This window comes from Ferriphaselus amnicola (genome assembly GCF_000974685.2).
GTDB lineage: Bacteria > Pseudomonadota > Gammaproteobacteria > Burkholderiales > Gallionellaceae > Ferriphaselus > Ferriphaselus amnicola.
The window spans coordinates 211,937-226,326 of the sequence record NZ_AP018738.1 but is presented as its reverse complement, the minus strand read 5'-3'; the positions used below and the strand labels follow the sequence as shown (position 1 = coordinate 226,326).

The following is a 14,390-nucleotide window of genomic DNA, read 5'->3' as shown; positions in this document are numbered from 1 at the left end:
CGCCACCTTCACAGTCCGTATCTCAACCACTATTCCGCAAGCCGGCGGCGATCCCATTGATCGTCAAATGGATAGCACGCTTGAGCTTTTCATCAGTATCACCACCACGGTAGCGGTGCAACAGCGAAACCTGCAAGTGGTTCAGTGGATCGATATAGGGAGTGCGTGTCGTCAAACTACGCGCCAAGGTCGGATTATCTGAGAGCAAAGTGGATGCTCCTGTAATGGCGAACAGGCTTTCCACGGTACGCTGCCATTCTGCCTCGATCTCGCCGAAGATTGCGTTGCGCAGTTTTTCATCTGGCACTAGCTCAGCATAGCGCGAGGCAATACCCATATCGGTCTTGGACAGCACCATGTCCATGTTGGACAGCAGGCCACGGAAGAATGCCCAGTGCTGATTCATGGCTTGCAGTTGCTTCAGCCCAGCATCACCTTCACGTGCAAGGAACTGCTCGACAGCGCTACCAAAACCATACCAGCCCGGCAAGATCGCGCGGTTCAAACTCCAGCTGAACACCCACGGGATCGCACGCAAATCTTCAATGTTATTGGTGGCGCGACGTGCCGAGGGACGACTACCGATGTTCAACTCGGCGATCTCACGGATCGGCGTAGCCGCAAAGAAGAAGTCGGTGAAACCCGGTGTTTCATACACCAGCTTGCGATAGGCGTTGAACGCATCCAAGCTCAAGGCTTCCATGATGCGATGGAATTCCGGCATGGTGGAATCATCCCCGCGATGGTGCAGCAAGGTCGCTTCCAGCGTAGCGGCGACGAGAATCTCTAGATTTCGCCGACCGATGTCCGGGTTGGAATACTTGCTGGAAATGACTTCGCCCTGTTCGGTGATACGAATCTGCGCGTTCACGCTGCCCGGCGGTTGCGCCAGAATGGCTTGGTAGCTGGGGCCACCACCTCGTCCGACCGTGCCGCCGCGACCGTGGAACAAGCGCATCTCGATGCCGTGTTTCTCGAACACCTTCACCAATTCGACTTCGGCCTTGTACAACTCCCAGTTGGCGGTCAGATAGCCGCCATCCTTGTTGCTGTCGGAGTAGCCCAACATCACCTCTTGAGTGTTGCCTCGACTCTTCAGCAGGTCGCGATAGAACGGGATAGAGAACAACTCGTCCATGATGGCGCCACAGCCTTGCAAATCGGCAATGGTCTCGAACAAGGGGATGATGTTCAGATGCAGCAACGGCGCTGCCCCACTTTCCAGCAGGCCAGCCTGCTGCACCATCAGCGCCACCTCCAGCAGATCACTCACGGCATCGGTCTTGGAGATGATGTAGTTGGGCAGCGCAGCGCGGCCAAAGCGGCTGTGGATCTCGGCAGCGGCGTGCATCAAGCGCAGTTCGCCCTGAGCCACTTCGCTGAATTTATCGAGATCAGCCGCCAACGGTTGTGCGGCTTGCAACGCTTCTAGCAACGCCGTGCGACGCTTGGCCTCGCTCAATTCGGTGTAGTTGGTCTTGGTCGCCAACATCTCGCTGACCACCTGTTCGTGGATACCACTGTGTTGGCGCATATCCAACGGTGCCAAGTGGAAACCAAACACCTGCGCAGCGCGCTTGAGATGGGCGATACGACCACGTGCCAGATAGGTCGCACCATGAAATTCTAGCGAGCGGATCAGGATGTCGAGGTCGGCGATGAATTCGTCGGCGTTGGCATACGTAGCCGCGTGCGGATCGACCGGGCGCAGGTGCTTGACCTTATGCCCCAATCGTTCGGCAGTCGTAACCAGTCGTGAGTAGATCAGGATCAGTGCCCGGCGATACGGCTCGTCGTCACGGCTAGGTGATTTGTCAGGGGAGTGCGTAGCGAACTCAGCCAACTCTGGGCTGATCTCGATCAAGCGCGTGGACAGCGACAAGCGCGTACCCAGTAGATGAGTCTCTTCGAGATAGTGCTCCAGTACCATCGTGGAATGGCGTTCCGCCGCACCCAGCGTGGCCTTGTCGGTCACGAAGGGATTACCGTCGCGGTCACCACCGATCCAGCTACCCACACGCAGGAAAGTAGGCAGCTCGATGGGCTGTCCAAAGCGCGTTTCCAGCTCCTGTTCCAAACGGGCATACAGCTTGGGGATCTCAGCTAGGAAGGTATAACGATAGAACGACAGGCCGTTATTGATCTCGTCTTGCACCGTCAGCTTAGAGAAACGCAACATGCGCGTCTCCCACAGGATCAAAACGAAGCGGCGCAGCGCTTCCTCATTTTCGGCTAGCTCGTCCGGCGTCATTTCGATGCGGTCACGCTGCTCCAGCAGATCGGAAATGATGAGTTGGCAATCAAGAATACTCTTGCGCTGCACTTCGGTCGGGTGCGCCGTCAGCACCGGCGAGATCACCGCCTTACCGAAGAACTCATCCAGCTTAGCCGGATCGAGCTTGGCATCTTCAAAACGGTCGAGCGCCAATTGCACACTACCTTCTTGCGGACGCGAACCAGCCTTAAGGTGGGCGCGGCGACGACGATTGTGGTGTAAATCTTCGGCGATATTGGAGAGCTGCGAGAAATAGCTGAACGCGCGCACCACCGACAGCGTGTCACGCGGGGTCAGCTCATCGAGGATTTGTTCCAGTTGCACGCGGTCACGATCATCCTGCGTCTTGCGAAAGCGTACCGCCGTGCGGCGCACGTTCTCGATCAACTCAAAAGTCGCAGCCCCCTCCTGCTCGCGCAGGGTATCGCCAAGAATGCGCCCTAAAAGGCGGATATCTTCACGCAGCGGCAGGTCTTTGCTCGACAAATCGGCAGGGGCGGAAAGTAGGTTCATTACAGTCTTCATTTCAGCAGCATCTCAACAACATGGACGATAACGCGCGCGCAAACGCCATGCTAGAATGCGCCGCGCACAAAATCTCAATCAAGACATCAGGAATCTCTACTCAATGAGCCAGGCATCCCATACTCACACCGCTCCCGCTAAACTAGTCATTGCCTCGCGTGAAAGCGCCTTGGCGATGTGGCAAGCAGAACATATACGGGATCGTTTGCGCGCATTATACCCAGAAACCGAAGTCAGCATCCTAGGGATGACCACCCAAGGCGACCGTATTTTAGATGTCACGCTATCGAAGATCGGCGGCAAAGGCTTGTTCGTAAAAGAGCTGGAAACAGCATTGGAAGAGGGGCGTGCAGACATCGCGGTGCACTCACTCAAAGACGTCCCCATGCACCTGCCGGATGGTTTCATCCTTGCCTGCATCGGCGAGCGCGAAGATCCGCGCGATGCTTTCGTCTCCAATCATCATGCCAACCTTGAAGCGCTGCCGGCCGGCTCCGTAGTCGGCACATCCAGTCTGCGCCGAGAAAGCCAGCTGCGCGCCCGCTTCCCTCATTTGGTGATCCAGCCGCTGCGTGGCAACGTGCAGACCCGCTTGCGCAAGCTGGACGAGGGCCAGTACGCCGCCATCATCCTCGCCGCTGCCGGATTGAAACGTCTGGGTTTGGGCGACCGCATCCGCGCATTGATCTCCTCTGACGAAAGCCTGCCCGCCGTCGGCCAAGGTGCGTTGGGCATCGAGTGCCGCGCCGATCGCGCTGACTTAGTTCAGGCGCTTGCTCCACTGCACCATGCCGACACCGCCGCCTGCGTGCTAGCCGAACGCGCCATGAGCCGCCGTCTGGCCGGTAGCTGCCAAGTGCCACTGGGCGGCTTCGTCGAGGTGGTCGATGGTCAATTAAGGATGCGCGGCTTTGTTGCCACACCGGACGGCAGTCGCGTATTGCGCGCCGAGCAAGCTGGCAGCAAGGATGCCCCCGAAGCGCTGGGTAATGCCGTGGCCGACGCGCTACTGGCACAGGGCGCTGGCGAGATCCTCGCGGCATTGAATGACTGACACGCCCCTTGCCGGATTGAACATCGTCGTCACTCGCCCGCGCGAGCAAGCGACGAAACTGATGCAAAGCATCAGCCGCTTGGGCGGCAATCCGGTGTTGCTCCCCCTGTTGGAAATCTCCCCGCCTGCTGACCCGCAGGCACTAGCCGCACAACTGGCGCGACTGGCCGACTTTCAACTAGCCATTTTCATCAGCCCGAACGCGGTGCAGTACGGCATGGCCGCCATCCAATCAGTCGGCGGCTTGCCATCAAATTTGCGCATCGCCACCGTCGGTCAGGGGAGCGCCCAATCACTGCGCGAACTCGGGGTCGGCCCCATCATCGCTCCGCAGGAGAAATTCGACAGTGAGTCCCTGCTCACTCTGCCAGAATTACAAGATGTGGCTGGAAAGCGCGTGTTGATCCTGCGCGGCGACGGCGGACGGGAGTTGCTGGGCGATACGCTCAAGCAACGCGGCGCCCACGTTGAGTACGCAGAATGCTATCGGCGCGCCAAGCCAACATTCGATGCCGCCACCTTGCTGGCTACCACACCCGATGCACTCACAATCACTAGCAGCGAGGCATTGAGTCACCTGTGGGAATTGCTGGATAGCACAGAAAAACAGCGCATCACACTCCTGCCGCTGTTCACCCTCCACCCCCGCATCGCCGAAAAAGCACAACAACTAGGCTTTGGCGAAGTACATATCACTGCAACAGGTGATGACGGCCTGCTCTCAGGTTTGGTAGCATGGGCAAACCAGCGAAAATCATCATGAGCGAAACGACGCCTACACCGAACGGCCACCCCGAACCACACTCCTCACCGGATGCCGCCGCCCTGCGCATCGCACGCACGCGGAGCGTGTTCGACTTTTTATCCAATCTCAGCATCGGCCAGATGACGTTGACGCTCGTGCTAGCCATCTTCGTGTGGCAATGGTTCGATGCGCATCACCAACTCAACACCTTGCAGCAGGAACTGGCCAAGCGCCTGACCGAGATGGATGGCAATAACAAGGCCAATCAGGTGCTGGTCAAGCAAAGTCAGGAGTCGCTGAGCGCGCTGACCAACAAGGTCACCGCACTGGAAAGCGCCAATGCCGAAGCGCAAAGTGAGCGCGCCGCACTGGAGACGCTGTATCAGGAAATGTCGAGCAACCGCGACGAGACAGCGCTAGCCGAGGTCGAGCAGATGCTGATGATCGCCTCTCAACAGCTACAACTCTCAGCCAACGTCAAGGCGGCACTGATCGCCATGCAGCAGGCAGATGGTCGCTTGCAGCGCATGGATAGGCCTGCGCTGAACAATCTGCGCAAGTCCATCAACGGCGACATGGATAGGTTGCGCACCCTGCCCGCCGTGGATACGGCAGGCATCACCTTGCGACTCGACAACCTAATCGTTGCAGCTGAAATCATCCCGCTGAATCACGAAGTCAGCCAGACCACCTCCGCCAAGCCGACTATGCTTACACCGATCACCACGCCCACCAACGAAAACAGTTGGCAGCACCTGTGGCGCGAAATCTGGCAGGAAGCCCGCAACATGGTACGCATCGAGGACATGCGCAAGCGCGAGATGCCCTTACTGTCGCCGACCGAATCATTCTTCCTGCGCGAGAATTTGAAACTTCGCCTGCTGTCTGCACGGTTAGCCTTGCTGTCCCGTGACGAGACCAGCTTCCGCAACGATCTCAAAGCGGCGGCCGACTGGGTCAAGCGCTACTTCGATGCTAATTCGACGGATGGCAAGCAAGCACTCACCGCTTTGCAGAAGATGAGTACGGCAAACATCAACATCGAACTGCCGGACATCAATGGCAGCATTGAAGCAGTGCGCGCCTACCGCATGGCCCACGAGAAAGCGAAGCAATGAAGTTTCTGATCTGGCTGCTGGTATTGGCTGCCGCTGCCGTAGCACTCTCGCTGGCAGCGCACAATCCGGGCTACGTCCTGCTGGTCTATGCGCCCTACCGCATCCACCTTTCGTTGACGCTGTTCGCACTCATGTTGATCGGCCTGTTCGTACTGAGCTTCCTATCCGCGCAACTACTGATCCACGCCCTCAACCTGCCGGATAAAGTGCGCCGTTTCCGCACCGAGCGCGCCGAAGAAAAGAAACGCGGCGTGTTTCTGGACGCACTGACCGCCTTCCTTGAAGGACGTTATAGCACCGCTGAAAAAGCGGCCACACAAGCGATGGGGCTGGGCGAAACCAGCGACGTACTACCGGTCATCGCCGCCCGTGCCGCACACGCTCACCGCGAAGTCGAACGGCGCGATGCCTTCCTCGCCGCCATCAACGATGATTCCGCCATGAAGTTAGCCGCACAAGCGCAATTCGCACTGGATGAACAACAGCCGCAAGCCGCGCTGCTCGCCTTACAAGCTCTACGCGAGATCGGCAGCAAACACCACGCGGGGGTATTGAATCTGGAGCTGAAAGCGCAGCAGATGCTAGGGAATTGGGATGCGGTGCTGGAATGTTTGACCAACCTAGAACAGCGCCATGCGCTGGATGTCACCCGCCTAAGTCAGCTTCGCCAACATGCTTGGCAGGAAAAACTACGCGCCCATGCACACGATGCGGGACAACTACTGGCGACTTGGAAAGCGATTCCCGAAGAGCTGCGCCACCGCGCAAACATTGCCCTCGCTGCCGCGCAAACTTTCAGCGCGCAAGGCAACGCCCACCTCGCATGGCAGATCATCATCCACGCGCTGGAGACTCAGTGGGACAGCGACTTAGCCGCCTGCTTAGGCGACCACGTAAGCAATGATGCCGCCAAGCGCACCGAACAAGCCGAACAGCTGCTCAAAGCCCATCCCGACGATGCCGGACTACTACTTGCGCTAGGCAAACTCAGTCTGCACCAACAACTTTGGGCCAAATCGCACGACTACCTGAACGCCAGTCTGCGCGTCAAACCCAGCCGCGCCGCACATTACGCGCTCGGGCAACTCGCAGAACAACAAGGGAATTCCGACGAAGCACTGACACAGTATCGACGGGCTGCCGAGCGTCGGAGCACCAATCGCGCAAGGTAGGGATTTAGAAAAGGTTGGAGCGGGTGAAGGGAATCGAACCCTCGTCGTAAGCTTGGGAAGCTTCTGCTCTACCATTGAGCTACACCCGCATGTAAAATGCGGCGCAATTCTAACACGGGCAACCCAACAAGTGATTTCAGTCTCTATCAACGGTGCAACGCAAACTTTCGACCCTGCACCCAGCGTTGCCGAACTCATTCAGCAAATGCAATTGGTCGGCAAACGTATCGCTATCGAACGCAACGGAGAGATCGTGCCGCGCAGCCAGTTCGCCGAACAGCGACTGGCAGAGGGTGACAAACTTGAGATCGTCGTCGCGGTCGGCGGCGGTTAAGCAAGCCTAACTACGGAAAAAACATGAGCAACGATAATCTGATCATCGCCGGCAAGGCGTATTCTTCCCGCCTGCTGGTGGGCACTGGCAAGTACCAAGATTTTGCGCAAACGCGCGCGGCTATCGATGCCAGCGGTGCCGACATCGTGACGGTAGCGATCCGCCGCACCAATATCGGCCAGAACGCAGGCGAGGCTTCGCTGCTGGACTTCCTGCCACCTTCCGAATTCACCTATCTGCCCAACACCGCTGGCTGTTACAGCGCAGACGATGCCGTGCGCACACTGCGTTTGGCGCGAGAGCTGTTGGACGACCATCGGCTGGTGAAACTGGAGGTATTGGGCGATCCGCAGTCGCTGTATCCCAACGTGGTGGAGACCCTAGCTGCCGCCAAAACACTGGTAAAAGAAGGTTTCGAGGTAATGGTCTATACCTCGGACGATCCCATCATCGCGCAACAACTGGAAGACATCGGCTGCGCAGCCATCATGCCGCTGGCCTCGCTGATCGGCTCGGGCATGGGCATCCTCAATCCGTGGAATCTGCAGCTGATCCTAGAGCGCGTGAAAGTGCCGGTGATCGTAGATGCAGGCGTAGGTACGGCTTCCGATGCGGCCATCGCGATGGAACTAGGCTGCCAAGGCGTGCTGATGAACACGGCGATCGCGGCTGCACAAGATCCGGTGCTGATGGCCTCGGCAATGAGAAAGGCTGTGGAAGCGGGACGTGAAGCGTACCGGGCAGGACGGATGCCGAGGAAGTTTTACAGCGCCACGCCTAGCTCGCCGACCTCGGGCATGATCGGACGTTAAGTCCGATTCTTCATAAATTCAGTAAATGCGTCGGGCGGCAGTGGCTTGCTGAAATAGTAGCCCTGCCCGATGTCGCAGCCTAGTCCACGCAGGAAGTCGAGCTGACGCTCGGTTTCGATCCCTTCCGCAACCAATCCCATCTTCAAGCTGTGCGCTACCGCAATAATGGCAGTGACAATGGCTTCGTCGTCCGTATCCACACCAATGTCGCGCACGAAGGACTGGTCGATCTTCAGGGTATCGATCGGGAACCGCTTGAGGTAACTCAGGCTGGAATAGCCGGTACCGAAGTCGTCGATGGCGATCTGGATGCCGAGGCTGCGCAACCGTTCCAGCAACTGCGAAGTCTCCTCGATGTTGCTGATCATGGTGCTCTCGGTGATCTCCAACTTGAGTTGCCGCGCAGGCAAACCAGATTGCCGCAGCGCGTGGACGATCGTTTGGTGCAAATTCCCCGAGTCGAACTGTCGCACGGAAAGATTGATGGCGACTTGCAAGGCAAAACCTTGATCATTCCACTGCTTGGCCTGATGACAAGCCTCCCCGAGTATCCATTCGCCGATGATGGAGATCAGGCCGGTGTCTTCAGCGATCTCGACAAAGCTGCCGGGACTGAGTAATCCGCGCTCTGGATGCTCCCAACGGATCAACGCTTCCATACCGACCACCACATTGGTCTTAAGGTCCACCAAGGGCTGATAGTACAGACGTAGCTCGCCTTGCTGTATGGCGAGGCGCAAACCATTCTCGACCTGCAGCCGCTCGCGCGCCACGCTGTCAATCTGCTCGGTGAAGAATTGGGCATTGTTACGACCATTCGCCTTGGCGTGATACATCGCGGCATCTGCCATACGCATCAAGTGCCCAGGCTCTTTACCGTCTCGTGGATACTGGCTGATGCCAATACTGACGCCGATGTGCAAGCCATGACCGTCGATTTCGAACGGCTTGCCCAGCTCTTCCAGAATCTTGTCAGCCACCATCACTACATCGGCATCGGACTGGAACGAGGGCAGCAAAACCACAAACTCATCGCCCCCCAAACGCGCCACGGTATCTCCCTCACGCAAACACGACTCGATACGTTGCGCCGCGACTTGTAACAGAGCATCACCTACGTGATGACCGAGCGAATCGTTGATGTGTTTGAAATGATCGAGATCGAGGAACAGCACGGCGAGCTTGTGCCCTTCACGGTGCGCCTGATGAATCGCCTGCAAGATTCGGTCTTGCAGCAAACTACGGTTGGGCAAACCGGTTAGCGCATCGTGGTGCGCTAGATTCCAGATGGTCTGCTGGGACTGTTTATGTTCGGTGATATCACGCGAGTGCACCACGATGCCATCTACAGCAGGATTGGCCAGCTCGTTGCGAGCAAAAGCCTCCAAAATGCGCCAAGTACCATTCTTATGCCGGAAACGAAACTCGATCGGCCGAATCATCTCCTCGCCAGCCAGCACTCGCTCGAACTGATACTGCACGGCTTCGTTATCCTGTGGATGCACCAATTCGAACATATTATTGCCGATGAGCTCCTCCGGCTCGTAACCCAAGGCGTCCATGACCGCCGGACTTTCGTATTTAACGATGCCTTCAGGGCTCAGGATGCTAAAAATGTCACGCACCCGCTCGGTCATGGTACGGAAGCGCTCCTCGCTGTCGCGCAACTCACGCGTCATCATGCGGACCTCTTTCTCGGCTTGCCGAGCGACCCGAGCATCCAGCATTCCCAGCAATAAAGTAGCAGCAACGATCAAGCCAGAGCAAATCGCCACAATTACAGCTAACACATCCCCACTGTATTCAGGTGCGGCCGCCGTACAGATGCTATCTGGGGAAATGACGGCAGCGGCCATTCCGGTGAAGTGCATGCCGACGATAGCGATACCCATGAGGATCGCGCTGCCAGCCTTCTTCCAGATGGTGCTGGGGCTATTCTCGTCACGCAGAGAAAAGGCTAGGTACAGCGCGGCAACTGCGGCGATGATCGCGATAATGAGGGATAAGCTGAACAGCGGAAGGTCATAATTAATCGTCGGTGCGATCTGCATGGCCGACATCCCCACGTAGTGCATGGCGGCGATCCCCAAGCCCATGATGGTGCCAGTCAGCAGTAACTTCATCCAACCTAGCGATTTACGACTGGCCATGAACAACGTCAGACCAGAAACCAAGTTCGCCACCAGCAAGGAAAGCAGCGTGGTTGGAATGTGATAGGCAACGGGGATAGGTAGGTTGTACGCCAACATCCCGATGAAGTGCATCGCCCAGATACCGCAGCCCATCGACAGCGTTCCGCCTATCAGCCATAACTGACGCAGGTGGACACGTTTGGCGAGATTGACGCGCGAAGCCATGTCAAGTCCGATGTACGAAGCCATGACAGCGATGCCGATGGACAACAAGACCAGCCAGATGTCGTAACTACCTTGCATCAATACTTCCCTTTTGACAGCCCACGCTCAAGAGTCCGCCGTGGTGACAGCGGACTCGGGTAAAATTCTACTCCATTCGAGCCTATCGGCTATTCTTTCCAATAATCAAGTCATGTCCGAAACTAATCACCGTCACATTCGCAGCTTCGTATTACGTCAGGGACGCGTCTCGCCAGCTCAACAGCGTTGCGTGGACACGCTCATGCCGCGCTTCGGGATCGAGTACTCAGCGCAACCACTTGACTTGACTAAGGCTTTCGGGCGCATCGCGCCAAGAATCTTGGAGATCGGCTTCGGCATGGGTGACAGCACCGCCGCCATTGCTGCTGCCAAGCCTGAGAACGACTATCTGACACTGGAAGTGCATACGCCGGGGGTAGGAAACTTGCTCAAGCTGATCGACGAGCAAGGCTTAAACAACATCCGCATCATCCAGCACGATGCTGTGGAAGTGTTGCGCGACATGATCGCAGATGAGTCGCTGGATGGCGTGCATATCTACTTCCCCGATCCGTGGCACAAGGCGCGCCACAATAAACGCCGCTTGGTGCAATCACCCTTCGTCGCCAGCCTGATGCCCAAACTCAAAACGGGTGGATACATCCACTTCGCCACCGATTGGCAGGAATACGCGGAGCAAGCACTGGCCGTATTCACCGCCGAACCGCAGTTGGAGAACACCGCAGACGGCTACGCTCCCCGCCCCGATTACCGACCGCTGACCAAGTTTGAGCAGCGCGGAATCAAGCTAGGGCACGGGGTCTGGGATCTGATCTTTAGAAAGCGTTGAGACTCAGGGCTCGACGTTGATGGTCACGATGGAAAACTTGCCGCTGGCATCCTGCTTCAGGTGGGTGATGTGAGCGTTCTCCAGACCGGGCAGCGACTCCCGATCCACACCCAGCAGATCAGCCAGCAACACCTGCCCAGAATGGTAGTGAGCAACGACCAGAATGGTCTTGCCAGAATTTCCGTAACGTTGACGGATCATATCTGCCGCCTTACTCACCTGTGCCGCGCCTGCGACATAGGCTGCATTACTGGGGTCGTGTTGCCAGCAGCACTCGGTGATCTCCTGCCAAGTTTCCGCCGACTGTCCCGTTTGTTCTAGATAGGGACGGAGGGTTTGCTGGGTGCGCTCGGTCGGGCTAACCATAATCGCATCGAAGCGATAATTTTTAAGCGCCGCTGTCAGCGCCTCGATCTGCGCCAAACCGGTATCCGAGAACGTGCTGCTGTTATGCGTGTTGGTCACGCCTTTGGCGTTTGCCAGCGTCTGCGCATGACGCACAAAGTAAATGTCCAGCCCACCACCCGCCTGCGCAAGACCTGCGCTGAACATCAAAATCATCGAAATCAGTAAGCGCTGGAACATGGCAATCTCCTTAATTAGGCTGGCTTGCAGCGTATCAGTCCGACAGGAAGATTTCCAGCAGATCATTGAGGAAGCGCTGTCCGAGTTCGGTCGGCGTAAGGCGTCCGCCTTCTTGCACCAACAAACCACGCCGCTCGGCCTCGGCCAGTTCGCGTCGGATCAGCAGCAAAGGCAAGCTGGTACGCTCTTCGAACAGCGCCGCGTCGAAACCCTCGTTCAGCCGCAGCGCGTTCATCATGAACTCGAAGCTCAAGTCGTTGCGCGTGAGCGTGTGCTCGCTTTGTACCGGATCAGCTTTGGCAATAGCATCAAGATACGCCTGTGGCTGCTTGTAGCGGGCTTGACGAATCACCTTGTCGTGAAAGCTCAGCTTGCTATGCGCGCCTGCGCCGATGCCGAGGTAATCGCCAAACTGCCAGTAATTCTGGTTGTGACGCGAGCGCTTGCGTGGTTGGGCGTAGGCTGATGTCTCGTAGTGCTGGTAGCCGTGCCCAGCCAGTAATTCGACGATGCGCTGCTGCATGGCGGCGCTGGCATCGTCGTCCGGCAGCGAGGGCGGCTGATGCGCGAACAAAGTGTTCGGCTCCAGCGTGAGGTGATAACAGGAAAGATGCGGCGGAGCAAAGCTCAGCGCAGTGCAGACATCGGACTCGGCCTGTTCCAGCGTCTGCTCCGGCAGCGCGTACATCAGGTCGAGGTTGAAATTGTCGAAATGCTTCTGCGCCAACTCGATGGCACGTCGTGCCTCGTCACCGGAATGGATGCGCCCAAGCGCCGTGAGGTGCGCGTCGTTGAAGCTCTGAATACCCATCGACAGTCGATTAACGCCTGCGTCGCGGTAAGCAGCAAAGCGCTCCGCCTCCACCGTGCCGGGATTCGCCTCCAGCGTGACCTCGGCATTCACGTCCATCGGCAAGCGCATGCGTAGGCCGGTAAGCAACTTTTCCAGCGCTGCACCGCTCAACAAACTGGGCGTGCCGCCGCCAATGAAGATGCTATAGACCTTGCGCCCCCAGATCAGCGGCAGGGAAAACTCCAGATCACGCAATAACGCCTCGACATAAGCGTCTTCCGGCAGGCCACCGCGCATCTCGTGCGAATTGAAATCGCAGTAAGGGCATTTGCGCACGCACCAAGGCACATGGACGTACAGCGCCAGCGGTGGCATAGCTCTGAAGTTGACGGCGTGGGATTTCAGCCCGAATGGCTGGAGGATTTGAGTACTCATGCCGCCATTTTACAGGCAGTCAGCGAAGCCACTGCGTCAGTGTGTAGATCAGCAGTCCGATGGTGCCGCCCACCAGCGTGCCATTGATGCGGATGAACTGGAGGTCCTTACCGATATTGGTTTCCAGCGCACTCACCAGTTCATCGGCGCCCCAAGCATCCACTCGGCTGATGATGTAACGACGGATGTCTTCTCGGTATTTCTCGATCCACTGCGGCGCGACAGAAAGAAGTTGCTCGTTGACCCAACTCTGCATCGCTTGATCGGCCTGCAATTTCTCACCCAACAACTGGGCACTTTCCTCGATCCTGACACGGACAGTGGAATCTTCCCGCCCCAGATCCTCTTTCAGCCAAGTCAGCACATCACGCCAAGTCTGCGCCAGCGTTTCAGCCAACTGCGGATGCTGCAAGAAGTGCGCCTTGATTTCCTGTCCACGCAAGTGCATCTCAGGGTCACTCTTGAGGCGCGCGATGAATTCCATCATGTAGTGATCGAAACGCAGGCGCAGCGCATGCTGAGGATCGTGTGAAACTTCGGCGATGAGCGAGGACAAACCGCTCACCAGCTTAGCCGTGGAAAATTGACCGCCCCACTGATCCGCACCCAGACGCCGCAGCGTCCAGCCTAAATACTCCAGACTGCGCAACTCTTCGGCGATGGCTTCGGCCAACTTCGTTTGCACCTCTGGGTGAGCCATCACTTCATCCAGCATCCTTAATAGCTCATCCAGCACAGCCTGATGTCTCCGCTCACTGGTGAGGATGTCCAACATCTGTCCGCCGGCCTTGGCTAAGTCAATTTGATCCAGTCTGGCGATGGCGGTGTCGCGGATAAAATGCTGCACCCGCTGGTCGGCCAGTGCATCCAAACTGTAACGGGCAGCATCCGTCAATAATCGCCCTGTGAGTTGTGCATTACGCGGTGCAGCGAGCCAGCTCGCCAGCTTGTTCGCCGGATCAAATTCGCGGATCTTGCTCAGCACCTGCGCAGTGCTTAAAAAATGCTGGCAGATGAACGTGGCAAGATTCTCGCCGATGCGTTTCTTGCTTTGCGGGATGATGGCCGTGTGCGGAATGGGCAAGCCCAAGGGACGGCGGAACAGCGCTACGACAGCGAACCAATCGGCAATCGCCCCCACCATCGCAGCCTCAGCGAATGCAGCGACATAAGCAAACAGAGGATGAAAGCGATGCAACACGATCGCCAGTGCATACAACACCGCCGCCGACAGCAACAAATAGAGCGCTAAGCGCTTCATTCGCTGGAGTTGCTCGATCTGGCTGAGTTGCTTCATGCTGTTCGCTCCCTTATCGG

Annotated in this window: 12 protein-coding genes and 1 tRNA gene; 7 read left to right on the top strand and 6 right to left on the bottom strand. The window is 57.4% G+C overall.

All coding sequences use genetic code 11. The features are described 5' to 3' along the window. Window positions 1-22: 22 nt before the first annotated feature. Entirely contained in the window at window positions 23-2,800 is a 2,778-nt protein-coding gene (gene ppc / locus OYT1_RS01035) for a phosphoenolpyruvate carboxylase (RefSeq protein ID WP_408608778.1), read from the bottom strand. 103 nt (window positions 2,801-2,903) lie between these two features. Here ppc and hemC point away from each other — a divergent pair, with 103 nt between their 5' ends. From hemC to OYT1_RS01015, 4 genes are read left to right on the top strand one after another with little or no spacing between them, the layout of a single operon-like run. Further along, window positions 2,904-3,854: a hydroxymethylbilane synthase gene (hemC, locus tag OYT1_RS01030; protein ID WP_062625750.1), complete on the top strand. Its 951-nt coding sequence runs from the start codon at window positions 2,904-2,906 to the stop codon at window positions 3,852-3,854. Next, window positions 3,847-4,617, top strand: coding sequence for a uroporphyrinogen-III synthase (locus OYT1_RS01025; RefSeq protein ID WP_062625751.1), 771 nt, complete (start codon window positions 3,847-3,849; stop codon window positions 4,615-4,617). Before hemC ends, OYT1_RS01025 begins: the two co-directional genes overlap by 8 nt. Continuing rightward, window positions 4,614-5,717, top strand: coding sequence for a uroporphyrinogen-III C-methyltransferase (locus OYT1_RS01020; RefSeq protein WP_062625752.1), 1,104 nt, complete (start codon window positions 4,614-4,616; stop codon window positions 5,715-5,717). Before OYT1_RS01025 ends, OYT1_RS01020 begins: the two co-directional genes overlap by 4 nt. Continuing rightward, window positions 5,714-6,889, top strand: a complete 1,176-nt coding sequence (locus OYT1_RS01015; RefSeq protein WP_062625753.1) for a heme biosynthesis HemY N-terminal domain-containing protein — start codon at window positions 5,714-5,716, stop codon at window positions 6,887-6,889. Before OYT1_RS01020 ends, OYT1_RS01015 begins: the two co-directional genes overlap by 4 nt. Before the next feature lie 15 nt (window positions 6,890-6,904). Here the strand turns inward: OYT1_RS01015 and OYT1_RS01010 are convergent. Continuing rightward, window positions 6,905-6,978, bottom strand: a tRNA-Gly gene (locus tag OYT1_RS01010). A 41-nt stretch (window positions 6,979-7,019) separates the two neighbouring features. Between OYT1_RS01010 and thiS the strand changes: the two genes are divergently transcribed. After that, window positions 7,020-7,223, top strand: coding sequence for a sulfur carrier protein ThiS (thiS, locus tag OYT1_RS01005; RefSeq protein WP_062625754.1), 204 nt, complete (start codon window positions 7,020-7,022; stop codon window positions 7,221-7,223). A 23-nt stretch (window positions 7,224-7,246) separates the two neighbouring features. Beyond that, a complete protein-coding gene (locus OYT1_RS01000; protein WP_062625755.1) occupies window positions 7,247-8,035 on the top strand; it encodes a thiazole synthase in 789 nt (262 codons plus the stop codon). On the opposite strand, the gene OYT1_RS00995 is transcribed toward OYT1_RS01000, so the two are convergent. Further along, entirely contained in the window at window positions 8,032-10,470 is a 2,439-nt protein-coding gene (locus OYT1_RS00995; RefSeq protein ID WP_062625756.1) for an EAL domain-containing protein, read from the bottom strand. The genes OYT1_RS01000 and OYT1_RS00995 overlap by 4 nt on opposite strands. Window positions 10,471-10,582: 112 nt before the next feature. On the opposite strand from OYT1_RS00995, the gene trmB reads away from it, so the two are divergent. After that, complete coding sequence (trmB, locus tag OYT1_RS00990) at window positions 10,583-11,260, top strand: tRNA (guanosine(46)-N7)-methyltransferase TrmB (protein WP_062625757.1); 678 nt, start codon at window positions 10,583-10,585, stop codon at window positions 11,258-11,260. A 3-nt stretch (window positions 11,261-11,263) separates the two neighbouring features. Here the strand turns inward: trmB and OYT1_RS00985 are convergent, their stop codons facing one another. The 3 genes from OYT1_RS00985 to OYT1_RS00975 are packed head-to-tail and all read right to left on the bottom strand — an operon-like array spanning window position 11,264 to window position 14,370. Continuing rightward, entirely contained in the window at window positions 11,264-11,845 is a 582-nt protein-coding gene (locus tag OYT1_RS00985) for a histidine phosphatase family protein (RefSeq protein WP_062625758.1), read from the bottom strand. Window positions 11,846-11,879: 34 nt separating this feature from the next. Beyond that, entirely contained in the window at window positions 11,880-13,073 is a 1,194-nt protein-coding gene (gene hemW, locus OYT1_RS00980) for a radical SAM family heme chaperone HemW (RefSeq protein WP_062625759.1), read from the bottom strand. A gap of 19 nt (window positions 13,074-13,092) precedes the next feature. Further along, entirely contained in the window at window positions 13,093-14,370 is a 1,278-nt protein-coding gene (locus tag OYT1_RS00975; RefSeq protein WP_197714098.1) for a DUF445 domain-containing protein, read from the bottom strand. Between the last annotated feature and the right edge of the window lie 20 nt (window positions 14,371-14,390).

What these genes read in the sequence shown, in the direction of transcription:
- ppc (WP_408608778.1), bottom strand. Translation starts at nt 2,800, where the DNA reads ATGAAGACTGTAATGAACCTACTTTCCGCCCCTGCCGATTTGTCGAGC.
- hemC (WP_062625750.1), top strand. Translation starts at nt 2,904, where the DNA reads ATGAGCCAGGCATCCCATACTCACACCGCTCCCGCTAAACTAGTCATT.
- OYT1_RS01025 (WP_062625751.1), top strand. Translation starts at nt 3,847, where the DNA reads ATGACTGACACGCCCCTTGCCGGATTGAACATCGTCGTCACTCGCCCG.
- OYT1_RS01020 (WP_062625752.1), top strand. Translation starts at nt 4,614, where the DNA reads ATGAGCGAAACGACGCCTACACCGAACGGCCACCCCGAACCACACTCC.
- OYT1_RS01015 (WP_062625753.1), top strand. Translation starts at nt 5,714, where the DNA reads ATGAAGTTTCTGATCTGGCTGCTGGTATTGGCTGCCGCTGCCGTAGCA.
- OYT1_RS01000 (WP_062625755.1), top strand. Translation starts at nt 7,247, where the DNA reads ATGAGCAACGATAATCTGATCATCGCCGGCAAGGCGTATTCTTCCCGC.
- OYT1_RS00995 (WP_062625756.1), bottom strand. Translation starts at nt 10,470, where the DNA reads ATGCAAGGTAGTTACGACATCTGGCTGGTCTTGTTGTCCATCGGCATC.
- trmB (WP_062625757.1), top strand. Translation starts at nt 10,583, where the DNA reads ATGTCCGAAACTAATCACCGTCACATTCGCAGCTTCGTATTACGTCAG.
- OYT1_RS00985 (WP_062625758.1), bottom strand. Translation starts at nt 11,845, where the DNA reads ATGTTCCAGCGCTTACTGATTTCGATGATTTTGATGTTCAGCGCAGGT.
- hemW (WP_062625759.1), bottom strand. Translation starts at nt 13,073, where the DNA reads ATGAGTACTCAAATCCTCCAGCCATTCGGGCTGAAATCCCACGCCGTC.
- OYT1_RS00975 (WP_197714098.1), bottom strand. Translation starts at nt 14,370, where the DNA reads ATGAAGCAACTCAGCCAGATCGAGCAACTCCAGCGAATGAAGCGCTTA.